Origin of the sequence: Mycobacterium sp. (assembly GCF_049281135.1) — a bacterium.
Lineage (GTDB): Bacteria > Actinomycetota > Actinomycetes > Mycobacteriales > Mycobacteriaceae > Mycobacterium.
This window is the reverse complement of sequence record NZ_JBAPRN010000404.1, coordinates 1-11994: the sequence shown is the minus strand read 5'-3', so window position 1 is coordinate 11994 and position 11994 is coordinate 1. Positions and strand designations below refer to the sequence as shown.

The 11994-nt window shown below is 64.4% G+C and carries 9 protein-coding genes and 1 pseudogene; all 10 read right to left on the bottom strand.

Annotated elements, in window-relative coordinates; translation table 11 throughout:
• Positions 1–1063: acyltransferase family protein (locus WAN02_RS16455; protein WP_422265282.1), on the bottom strand; the 1063-nt coding region annotated here is incomplete at its 3' end.
• Positions 1064–1326: 263 nt separating this feature from the next.
• Positions 1327–1496 (bottom strand): annotated as a pseudogene (locus tag WAN02_RS16450) (CoA transferase); the annotation flags it as partial.
• A 10-nt stretch (positions 1497–1506) separates the two neighbouring features.
• Positions 1507–2667, bottom strand: coding sequence for an NDMA-dependent alcohol dehydrogenase (locus tag WAN02_RS16445; protein ID WP_422265281.1), 1161 nt, complete (start codon positions 2665–2667; stop codon positions 1507–1509).
• Between the two features lie 86 nt (positions 2668–2753).
• Positions 2754–4178 (bottom strand): aldehyde dehydrogenase family protein, encoded by a 1425-nt coding sequence (locus WAN02_RS16440; RefSeq protein ID WP_422265280.1) that lies wholly within the window; start codon positions 4176–4178, stop codon positions 2754–2756.
• 14 nt (positions 4179–4192) lie between these two features.
• The gene (locus WAN02_RS16435; protein WP_422265279.1) at positions 4193–5899 is read right to left on the bottom strand and encodes a thiamine pyrophosphate-binding protein; all 1707 of its coding nucleotides are present in this window, start codon (positions 5897–5899) and stop codon (positions 4193–4195) included.
• 42 nt (positions 5900–5941) lie between these two features.
• The gene (locus WAN02_RS16430) at positions 5942–7117 is read right to left on the bottom strand and encodes a CaiB/BaiF CoA transferase family protein (RefSeq protein WP_422265278.1); all 1176 of its coding nucleotides are present in this window, start codon (positions 7115–7117) and stop codon (positions 5942–5944) included.
• Positions 7110–8045 (bottom strand): SDR family NAD(P)-dependent oxidoreductase, encoded by a 936-nt coding sequence (locus tag WAN02_RS16425; protein ID WP_422265277.1) that lies wholly within the window; start codon positions 8043–8045, stop codon positions 7110–7112. Before WAN02_RS16425 ends, WAN02_RS16430 begins: the two co-directional genes overlap by 8 nt.
• A complete protein-coding gene (locus WAN02_RS16420; protein WP_422265275.1) occupies positions 8042–9889 on the bottom strand; it encodes a flavin-containing monooxygenase in 1848 nt (615 codons plus the stop codon). Before WAN02_RS16420 ends, WAN02_RS16425 begins: the two co-directional genes overlap by 4 nt.
• Positions 9886–11274, bottom strand: coding sequence for an aromatic ring-hydroxylating oxygenase subunit alpha (locus tag WAN02_RS16415; RefSeq protein WP_422265274.1), 1389 nt, complete (start codon positions 11272–11274; stop codon positions 9886–9888). Before WAN02_RS16415 ends, WAN02_RS16420 begins: the two co-directional genes overlap by 4 nt.
• The coding region (locus tag WAN02_RS16410; protein WP_422265273.1) for an SDR family NAD(P)-dependent oxidoreductase at positions 11271–11994 on the bottom strand (724 nt) is incomplete at its 5' end. The genes WAN02_RS16415 and WAN02_RS16410, both read right to left, overlap by 4 nt.

Sequence of the window (11994 nt, the reverse complement as noted above, 5' to 3'; positions counted from 1 at the left end):
CGCCGTAGGAGATGCTGCCCAGCCAGGCCAGCGGACCCCAGGCCAGCACGGCGGCGACGGGCCCGCGCTGATCCAATGCCACCGGGGCGATCACCAACACCGCCGCGACGGCGACCACGATCAAGAGGCCGCTGCGGAATTCGCGGGCGCTGCCGGTGGCGTGGTGAACGGCCACCCCCAACAACACCAGGCCGACCAGCGGAAGCACCCTGGCGACCCACTTGGCCCAGCGCGAACGAATCAGCGACCATCCGCGATTCAGCGACTCCCAATCGCTGACCAGCAACGCCGACGCCGCCGCACCCACCAGCAGCGCCTGGGCACGGGTGTCGGTGCCGAAGTAGACCCGATCGCGCGTCGTATCGGAGGCGAGCAGGATGGCGGCCGCGGCAGAGCCCAGCGCTCCCAGCGTGGCCAGCACGAACACCGTCAAGCGGACGCCGCCGAGGGTGGCCCGTTTGTCCTGACGACGCGCTCGCGCCGCCAGAACCACAGCCACCGCGACAAGTACCAGCGGCCAGACGATGTAGTACTGCTCCTCCACGCCGAGCGACCAGGCGTGCTGCAGCGGCGACGGCGGCGTGCCCTGGGCGAAATAACCCGTCTTGTCGGCGACGAACATCCAGTTCGCCACCCAGAAGAAGGCGGCGACGGCATCATCGCGCAAACCCACGATCGCTTCGGGTGAGAACAGCTGACGCCCGACGGCCACGGCCAGCACCATCAAGACCAGTGCCGGCAGCAACCGGCGGGCCCGACGAATCCAGAAATTCGCCAGGTCGATACGGCCGCTGCGCCCCAGCTCGTCGAGCAGCAGCGAGGTGATCAAGAATCCACTCAGCACGAAAAACACGTCGACGCCGAGGAACCCGCCCGCCATACCGGGGATGCCCCCGTGGTCGGCCAGCACCAGCCCGACCGCCACCGCACGGACGCCATCCAGCGCACGAATACCCGGACGGCGCTCTGGACGATCAGAGTCGCCGCGCGCCCTGCGGGTGGGCAACCGGCTCGCCGGCGGCGCGGCGACCCATCGGGGCTTCCCAGCAGAATGAACCGGCACGGGGTACGCCCCGGCCGGTTCCATGTTCACCTCTCCAGCGCGCCGACCGGTTTCCAGGTCGGTGGCTTTGTTGCCGCCGATACTCGGGTGCCCCTCCCTGCTGATGCAGGCGTCAGTTTAGGTCCGGGCAGACCGCATCAGCGGCAGACACGGCGCGGCAGCAACCGAAATATGCTGCTGCGCGGCAACTCCGCGCGCGGCAAGAGAATTGGCTACGCGGAGCCTTGAGCGGCGTCGGCACCGAGCCCGAGTTCGGCTCGGACGGGGTCGAACATGGCGCCGTTGGCATGCTCGACCGAGATGAACGATGCCATGGTTTCGAACATCGCGACTTCTACTTGTTGACCTTCGCCGGCTTTTCCCAGCGAAGCGGCGCCATCATGCAGGTGTACAGCGCGGTCAGGCCAGCGACCGGGTCCGCCATGACGGTGCCGGCATGGTTGCTAGCTGCTGGCGAAATCGATGATTCCGCGAATGTTGCGGCCCTCGCGCAGATCCGCGAACGCTTCGTTGATCTGGTCGAGTTGGTAGTGCTTGGTCACCAGTTCGTCAAGCTTCAACGCGCCTGCCTGATACAACGACAACAGCATCGGCACGCTCGTGCGCGGATTCATTCCGCCGTAGAGCGCGCCTCTGAGTTGCTTGGCCGACAGTGTCATCTCCTGCAGGACCATCGGCACCGGAGGCTCGGTGTAGGGGGTGATCCCGGTGAGCACGCAGATGCCACCTTTGCGGAGCAACGCCATCGCCTGCGGGATCAAGTCCACGTGCACGACGCCGGGGCTGACGACGACGCGATCGGCCATGAGGCCGGCGGTGATCTCCCTCACCAGCGGCACCGCTTCCTCAGCGGATGCGGCGCTGTGCGTGGCACCGAAGATCTTTGCTGAATCCCGCTTCGACTCAACCGGATCCACCGCGACGACGTATTTGGCGCCGACGGCGCGCGCCCCCTGCAGGGCGTTCATCCCGACGCCACCGGCACCGATGACGACCACGGTGTCGCCGGGTTCGGTGCCTGCCGACACCGTCGCGGAGCCCCAGCCGGTACTGACACCGCACGACACGAGCGAGGCGGCGTGGAACGGAATCGCTTCGTCAATCTTGATGACGGACCGTTCCGATAGCACAGCATATTCAGCGAATGTGCCGAGTTGTCCATAGGCCAGCAGGTTTTCGTCGCCGAGATGCCGGCGACATGTTCCGTCAGTTGGCATTTCCCGGACGAACAAGCTGGCGCCGATGTCGCAGATGTAGCTCTGGCCGTTGACACAAAACCGACAACTGCCGCACGCGGGGATGAACGACAGCGCTACGTGGTCTCCCGGCTGAACCGCCGTCACTCCCGGCCCGGTCTCTGCGACTACACCAGCGCCCTCATGACCGCCGAGCAGCGGGAACCAATCCGGCGCAGGCTGACCGCTCGCGGCCAGCACTTCGGGAGTTGGCACCACGTCGCCGGTGAACAGGTGGTCGTCGGAGTGGCAGATCCCGGCGACGGCCATCCGCACCAGGACCTCGCCGGCGCGGGGCGGATCGAGATCAATTTCGTGGATCTCCCAGTCCATGCCAACCCCGCGAATCACGGCGGCACGACATTTCATGCGTAACCTCCTCGATGGTGGGCCGGACTGACTCAGTTGCCGGCCAGGCTCATATCCGGAAGCTGTTCGACCGACCAGTGCGTGGCCTAAACGGGCGCGTAGCCCAGGGTGCTCTTGACCTCCAGGTACTCATTGAACGCGTACTCGCTCCACTCCCGGCCGTTGCCGCTGCGCTTGTAGCCGCCGAACGGCGCGTTCAGGTCAAACGCATGGTTGATCGTCACCCAGCCGGCGCGGATCCGGCGGGCCACCGCGCGGGCCTGGTCGAGGTCGACTCCAGACACATAACCGGCTAGGCCGTAGTCGGTGTCGTTGGCGATCTCGACCGCCTGGTCGATGTCGTCATAGCCCAGGATGCACAGCACCGGGCCGAAGATCTCCTCGCGCGCGATCGCCATGTCGTTGCTGACGTCGGCGAAAACGGTCGGCTGCACGTAGTACCCCGTGTCCAGCCCCGCCGGCCGGCCGCTGCCGCCGGCGACGACGGTCGCACCTGCGTCGACGCCGCTCTGGATCAGGCGCTGGATCCTGTCGTACTGGTTCTTCGACACCACCGGCCCGATCGCGGTCGCGTCCGCGGGGTCACCGACCTTCACCGCCTCGGCGACCGAACGCGCGACGGCGACGGCCTCGGCCATCCGGGAATTCGGGACCAGCATGCGCGAGGGTGCGTTACAGCTCTGCCCGGAGTTCGGCATCATGCCCTTCACACCTGCAGTGACACTGTCGGCAAACCCCGCGTCGTCGAGGACGATGTTGGGGCTCTTGCCGCCGAGTTCCTGGGTCACCCGTTTCACCGTCGCGGCGGCGTTGGCGGCCACCTCGATGCCGGCGCGCGTGGACCCGGTGAACGACACCATGTCGATGTCGGGATGGCTGGCCAGGGCCACGCCTACGCCGGGGCCGTCACCATTGACCAGGTTGTACACGCCCGCCGGCACGCCCGCCGCGTCCATGATCTCAGTGAAGATGTAAGCCGAAAAAGGTGCGATCTCAGACGGTTTCAGAACCATCGTGCAACCCGTCGCCAGCGCCGGATACACCTTGACCGCGACCTGGTTGAGCGGCCAGTTCCACGGCGTGATCAGCCCGCAGACGCCGATCGGCTCCTTGGCGACCAGGGTCTCCCCGTGCTGCTCCTCGAATTGGAAATTCTTCAGCGCGTCGATCGCCGTCGAAAGGTGAGCGATTCCGAGGAACACCTGCGGACCCGACGCCAGCGACGGCGGGGCGCCGATCTCCTCAGTGACCGCTTCGGCGAGGTCACCCGCCCGCTTCTGATACTCGGCCAGGATGGCCTGCAACAGGTCCAGCCGTTCTTCGCGACTGGTCTGCGACCAACTAGCGAAGGCTCGCCGGGCTGCCTTGACGGCCACGTCGACGTCATCGGCCGTGCCCAGCGAGATCTTCCCTGCGATTTGCTCCGTCGCCGGGTTCTCGACGTCAGAAGCGTTGGGCCGCAGCGGCTTGACCCATTTACCGTCGATGTAGAAGTCCAAGTACTCGCGCATGAGATCTCCTGTTCCTACTGGGTACCTTCGGCGTACCAGGTGCGGAATTCGTCGTACTTCGGCATCTCCTCGGAGTTGGCCTTCGGATCGATGCACACGTGCACGACGCCGACCTTTCCCGAAGCATAGGCCCGCTGGATCGCCGGGCCGATCTCGTCCTCTTTCTCGACATACTCACCGTGGCAGCCGAAGCCCTCGGCGACCTTGTCGAGGCGAACGTCCTTGCTCCAGTGCACGCCGGGCTGCGGCGACGGCTGCGGGAAGGTGCGCTTGTACACACCTACCTCGAGACCCCACTGGTGGTCCACACCTACTACGCATACCAGCGGAAGCTGCAGGCGCGCGGCAGTTTCCAATTCAGCGATGTGGAAGAGGAACGCCGAGTCGCTGGTCAGCAGCATCACCGGACGCTTGCCGCCTTCGGCGACCGATGCTCCGACCGCGTACGGCAATCCGGTGCCGAGATGGCCGAAGTTCTGGTTCCAGATGACGTCGTGCGGCTTGGCCTGCGAGTAAGTCCACTGGAAGATGACGGTCGCACCGCCGTCGCGCACCATGATGCCGTCCTTGGGGAAAGCTTCGGTGGCCTCGACGACGAACCGCGCCGGGTGTACCGGGGTCCGGCCCGTCGGCGCGTTCTCGGCAAGTTGCGCCAGTTCCGCCGCGTCATCCTTGATCCAGCGGTCGAGGTCGACCGACGCCTTTCGCGGCGTATCCCGCAGCGCGTCTACCAGCTCGGGTACCACACCGCGCAGGTCGCCGACCAAGGGGACGTCGATGGGACGGTTGACGCCGATAGCCACCGGATCCTGTTCAACCAGAACCCATTTGCGCAGGTCGTCGTTCTCCGCCCAGTGCCGGGTCCTGCCGTAGTGGCTCGGTTCGCCCAGCTCGGTGCCGAGCGCGACGCACAGATCGGACTTCACCACCGCCTCGACGGCCGCCGGCGAGAATCCATAGGCGAAGGTGCGGTCCTCCAGTCCCTCGATGAACGAGGTGCCGCCGGAAGTCTGAATCACCGGGCACTGCATCAGGTCGGCCAACTCCCGGACCGCCGCACCGGTGCGTGACGTGTGAACCCCGTGTCCCACCAACAGAATTGGGCTTTCCGCAGCGCGAATAAGCTTCGCCGCTTCGGCCACCTCGCGCTCACCCGCGTTCTGGTTTACGAGCCGATACCGATTAGGCGGCAACGGATTCGGCACATCGAGCTCCTCGAGGATGACGTGCGAAGGGTACTCGATGTAGGCCGGGCCGGGTGTGCCGGCCATAGCTCGCCGGATGGCCTCATGGACGATCTCGTCGGTCTGGTCGGCGTACTCGATGGAGGCGCTGTACTTCACCGACGGCGCCACGAGCGGTTCCTGGCGGACGAACTGGATGCGACCGCGCCGGACTCTGCGCTCGGTGATGCGGGCCCGCTGGCCGCCGAGGAAGATCACCGGCGAGTTTTCCACCATCGCGCACTGTATCGCCCCCGCGATATTGGCCATGCCCGGGCCGAGCGTGCCAATGCAGAGGCCGGGCTTACCTGTGATGCGCGACGCCGCCTCGGCCATGAAACCTGCGCTCAGTTCGTGATGCGGCGCGACCACCGACCACCCGCGAGCATCGGCTTCGGCGAACATGTGCACGAAGTTCGGATCCGGGATGCCGAACAGAGTATTCACACCCTCGGCCTCGAACAGATCGAGGATGCGTTTGTAGACGGGCACGAGCATGGTAGCAAACTCCTTCAGTTGCAATACATTTCGTTGTAGGCGCTATCCGGAACCCGACATCGGATTCATATCGGCGGCCAGGCCCAGCTCGTCGAGGACGGCGGCGGTGTCGGCGCCAAGCCCCGGCGCCGGGCCCGCAACGCGCCCTGGTGTCCGTGAGAACCACGTTGGTACACCCGGGAAGCGGACCGGCCCGTGTGGACTGTCCACCGTCTCGAACATGCCGACGGCGTTGAGATGCGGATCGTCGAATAGGGCGCCGGGCGTGTTCAGTGGCGCGGCCGGTATCTCGAGTTCGTGGAGAAGCGCCAACCACTCCGCGGTGGACCGCTCTTTCATCGTCTCGGCCACCAGTCCGTACACGGTGTCGATCTCGCGGGCGCGCTGTTCCAACGTCGAATACTCTTCGCTGGCCCACGGTGGCTGAACGGCTTTCATGAACGCGTTCCAGTGCTTGTCGTTGTAGATCAGGGCGGCGACGTGGCCGTCGCTGGTGCGATACGGGCGGCGGTTGGGCGCCACGGTGCGCGGATACATCGCCGGCCCCAGCGGAGGGTCGAACAGGGCACCGTTGGCATGCTCGACGAGCATGAACGAGGCCATGGTCTCGAACATGGCGACCTCGACTTCTTGTCCCTGTCCGGTGCGCTCGCGATGGAACAACGCCATAGTCGTCGCGTACAGCGCCGTCAGCCCGGCAATCTTGTCGGCCATGACGGTGCCGACGTAATCGGCCTCGCCGGTCAATTGCTGTTGCACCGCCGTCAGGCCGCATTCGGCCTGGATGGTGTCGTCGTAGGCGGGGCGGTCGTGATCGGGTCCACGTCGCCCGTAGCCGTAGCAATTGGTATAGATGACAGCGGGATTGATCGCAGCAACGTTGTCGTAGCCGAAGCCGAGCTTGGCGATCGCCTTGGCGCGCATCGAGTGGATGAACACGTCGGCTGTCTGAACCAGCGCACGTAAGGCGCCCGCTCCGGCGTCGGTTTGCAGGTCCAGTACGACGCTGCGCTTGCCACGGTTGACGTTGACGAAGACCCCGCTCATACCCGGCGCTGGACCGACCGAGATGTAGCGGGTGTTATCACCTTGCGGTGGTTCAACTTTGATGACATCCGCGCCCATGTCGGCCATGATCTGCGTGCAATACGGTCCCATCACCATTGCGGTGACGTCGATTACCCGCACTCCGGCCAACGGGCCTCTGCCATCAGCCACGGAGGGCACCAAGATCCTTGGAGCTGTGCGCCAGTCCGAAGCTATACCGGATATGTTCGTTATGTCCGTCGGGCAGGACCGGAAAAACCAACGGATTTTCGATGTTTCGAATCGCGTCGAGATGCTCGGCGACATCGTCGACTGTCCATGACGGCCGATACACACCTGGGCTTTCGGCGATGACTGCCCGGGCGACCCGGCCCCCCAGTGCGATGAAAATTTCACCGCTCACAGAACAGGATTCGTGTGCCAGCCAGCCCACAACGGGCGCGACCAGTTCGGGGCCCATCGGCGGATACGCCGACGTGTCGATCCCCTCGGCCATCCTGGTCACCGCGGCAGGCACGATCACGTTCGACGTCACACCATCCGCGGCGCCCTCGATCGCCGCGACGGCCGAGAGCCCGATGATGCCGGCCTTGGCGGCCGCGTAATTAGCGACTCCGTGGTTGCCGTACAGGCCGCCGATCGATGAGGTCAACACGATGCGGCCGTAGCCAGCCGCACACATGACTGGAAATGCCTGCCGCACAACGTTGAACGCGCCCCGCAAGTGCACATCGAGCACCGCGTCGAAGTCTTCGTAGCTCATTTCTTTCAGCGATCCCGGCCGCACGTTGCCGGCGTTGTGGATCAGGATGTCGATACGGCCGTAGTGGTCAAGTGCTGTCTGCACGATGGCGTCAGCCCCATCGCGAGCCGCAATCGACACGGTGCAGGCGACGGCATCTCCCCCGGCCGCTCTGATCGCATCGACGACCTGCTCGGCCGGACCGGTGTCAACCCCGTCACCGGCGAGGCTGCCACCGTGATCGTTCACGACAACCTTCGCGCCGCGGGAAGCGAGCAAACGCGCGTACGCACCACCCAACCCGCGGCCGCCACCGGTGACGAGGGCAACTCGATCGTCAAATCTCGCGACCGTCATGGGCTCAAGACCAGACCTTCCAGGTCGCCTTTTTCGCGCCATGCCTGCAGTAGATCCTCGAAGGCGTAGAAGCCAGGACCATACGGCTCACCCAGATGCGACCGTATTCCTTCACCGCCACCGCCGCCCTCGTTGTTGTAATAGCCTGGGGTGCACTGCGCGTCGAATGCCGAGTTGTCGATTGCGGTAGCCCGGACCGTCGCACACCAGTCGTCCTGTGCGCTTTGGCTGGGCTCCACCGTGGTCGCACCACGAGCCAGCGCTTCGGCGATGATGTAGGCGATGTGCTCACCCTGCAGCTCGTAGTTGGCGGCGATGTTCGCAGAGATACCGACCTGAGTGAACCCGGTGTAGAACTGGTTCGGGAATCCACGGCTGGTCATCCCGTGCAAGGTCTTGTAGCCGTCGTGCCAATTGTCGAACAGTGAGAGACCGTCGCGTCCCTCGATCGTTTCGATCGAGTAGCGGCGGCTGATCTCGGTGGTGATCTCGAAGCCGCTCGCATAGATGATGCAGTCGACCTCATACTCGATACCGTTTGCGACTAGACCCTTTTCGGTCGCCCGCTCGACGCCCTTGCTCGTGGACACGTCGACCAGCGTGACGTTCGGACGGTTGAAGCTGGCCAAGTAATCATCGTTGGAACAGGGCCGCTTACAGAGGAAGCGGTAGTAGGGCTTGAGTGCGTCGGCGGTCGCCCCGTCTTCGATAAGGGCGTCGATGCGGCGCCGTAGCCGCTCCATGATCTTGTAGTCCTCTTCCTCCCGGATCGCCATGAACTGCTCGGGAGTCATCGCAGCAGGGTCGTCCAAGCCGAGCACCCTGGCCGCGGTGTTGCGGCCGAGTTCGGTCCAGAAATCACACACCAGATCCGGCTGGCCCAGCGCCATGCCTTCGAACGTCCATGAGTGGAAGTTGCGCTGACGCTCCCGTTGCCAGCCCGGCCGCAGGGTCTTCACCCAGGCCGGATCAGTCGCAGTGTTGTTGCGTTCGTCGACGGTCGACGGGGTCCGCTGGAACACGTACAGGTGCTGGGCGTCGCGGGCCAGGAATGGCGTGATCTGGATGCCCGTAGCGCCGGTGCCTACCACCGCGACGCGCTTGTCAGCCAGCTTGTCCAGGTTGCCGCTGACATCGCCTCCGGTGTAGTCGTAATCCCACCGAGACGAGTGGAAGCTGTGTCCGCCAAATGCTTTGATGCCGGGGATGCCGGGGAGCTTCGGTCGATGGAACGGGCCCGAGGCCAGCACGACGAACCGGGCGCGGATATCGTCGTTGCGGTTGGTACTGATCCTCCAGCGCTTGATCTCCTCATCCCAACGCAAGTCGCGCACCTGAGTAGAGAAGATCGCTGAATCGTAGAGGCCGAAGTGCTTGCCTATGTTGCGACAATGCTGGTAGATCTCGGCGCCGTCGGCGAACTTCTTCGACGGGATGAAATCGAGCTCTTCGAGAAGCGGTATATAGCAATATGATTCGTTGTCGCATTGGATTCCGGGATACCGATTCCAGTACCAGACACCACCGAAGTCGCCACCGAGTTCGATGACGCGTACGTCATCGACGCCCGCCTTCTTCAGGGAGGCCGCCGACAGCAGTCCCCCGAAGCCACCGCCCAGGACCGCCACGTCGATATCTTCGCGAATCGGCTCACGCGGCGTCGCAGGCATGTAGGGATCGACTTCGTAGTAGCCGGCGAAGTCGTCCTCCAACTCGATGTACTGCTTCGAACCCTCCTTGCGGAGCCGCTTCTCGCGTTCCTGCCGATATTTCTCGCGCAGCGCACCGATGTCAAAGTCGTCGGGCGTCTGAGTCGGCCCGCAACCGTCTTGGTACATCGTCATGGGCGTGACTTCTCCTCACCTGAAAGCTCCCGAGGCTCGCCGGTGCCCATGTACTTCGCCAACTGATGGTGCAGATTGACGGTGCTGCGTTCGCGGTATGGGTTGGGCTTGGTACCTTGGAAACCAAGGGATTTCATGCCTTGCTGCACCGCGGCCATGTTGGAGAAATCCTGCGGCAGAACCGACCGCCATCGCGGGTCACCGACCGGTGTATATTCCCACTCCGTCTGGGGTTCTTCACCTTTCGGATAGAGCTCGAACACCGATACCTCGAAGAGGCACTTATCGGGGTTGTAGCTGGGGTGCGGGCGCGCGCCGTAACACAGCGCACTCGTCAGGCCCTGTCCAATTTGAAAGTTCGGGAAGACCTGCCACGCGGTGCCGGCCTGCCCGAGAATGTCGGCCGGGATCTTCGGCCAGATGACACCACGTGCCTCATCGTCCCGACGCGCCGACGCGAGCCAATGCTCGAGAACTTTGTCGGCCGGTGTGTCCTCGGGTAATTCGTCAACTAGCCGCTTGGCGGCGTCAACCAGCGTCTGCGTGGTGGTGGCGTTGGTTTCCTCCATCGTGTACACCTGCATCTGCGCGGTCGACACGCGAGGATCGGCGCCCGTGCCGAGCCGGATCTTGGACTTGGTGGCTTCCAGATCTTCTGGAGCGTCGTAGCCGATGTTGCTGTGCCTGCCCTGCGCCTTGGCCCATCCCTTGAATTCGCCGAACTGGTTGAACTCCGGGTGCGTCGTGAAGACGTGGTAGGTCTCGTTGAAGGCCTCCAGCGCCACTTTCCAATTGCAGTCGAAATTCAGCCACTTGCGCCACTTGAAGCGCATGTTTTCTAGACCGAACGGGTCCAGGATCTTCGCAGCGGGGAACAGATAGTCGGCCAACGGCTCGCAGTCGGGATCCATGTTGATCCACAACCAGCCGCCCCAGGTGTCGATGTTGACCGCCCGCAGGTGCGTGTTATCGGGGGTAAGCGCTTCCCGCCAATCCTGCTGTTCACGAATGTGCGTACAGGCGCCATCCAGGCCGTAGGTCCAGCCGTGGAAGCCGCAGACGAACGACTTGCGAGCCCGGCCACGGGCGTTCTTCGCGCCGTCGGGGGTGTCGATCAGCCGACGGCCCCGGTGCATGCAGACGTTGTGGTGGGCTCGAAACTCGTTGTTCCCGGTGCGTACCACGATGATTGAGTCGTCGAGAATGTCGTAGGTCAAAAAGCTGCCGACCTCCGGTAGTTCTTCGACTCGGCCGACTTGCTGCCAGACCTTGCGCCACAGCTTGTCCCGCTCGGCGCGGGCATAGTCCTCGGACAGATAGGCCTCGACGCCGATGGTCACCGGAGCGGAGAGCTGCTCGGCTGCTTCGACTTCAACGTCGGTCATTCCATGCTCCTTATCGCTGCTCGGAAGGACTGGTCCTTGAGAAAAAGCGAGGTGTTGTCGGCGTCGAGATGCGTCCATTTGAGGTCCAGGCCACCGTCGACCAACAGCGTCTGGCCGGTGATGTAGCTGGACAGATCGGAGAGCAGGAACAGGATGGCGCCGGCGATCTCTTCGGGGCGGCCGCGCCGGCCCATCGCGATGGCGCGGCGATCACGCTCGGCGTCGTCGTCGACATAGGTGAGCGAAGCCGGGGTCGCGGTCACCCCGGGGGCCACGGCGTTCACCCGGATTTCGTCGCCGGCCAGCTCGACCGCCATGGTGCGGGTCATCGCCGCGACCGCCGCTTTGGCGGTGCCGTAGGCGATGTGGAACGGCGCGGTGTTCATTCCGCTTATCGACGAGATCGACACGATCGACCCACGGCGTCTGCCGGCCTTCAATTCCGCGGCGACGGCCTGGCTCATGAAGAAGGCAGTTTCCAGGTTCTGGGTGAACAGGTCGCGCCAGTCGTTACGGGTCACCCGGGTCGACGGCATCCAGGTCTCCGGCGCAGCGCCGCCGGCCACGTTGACCAGCCCGTGCAATTCGCCGTCGGCGCGCAGCGCCTGCTCGATGGCTGCGTCGATGCCATCCTCGGTCGCCACGTCCGCGGCGACCGGCACGATCGACAGGCCGCGCCCGATCAGCGGGGCGATGTGGTCGTCCAGATTTTCTTTGGAC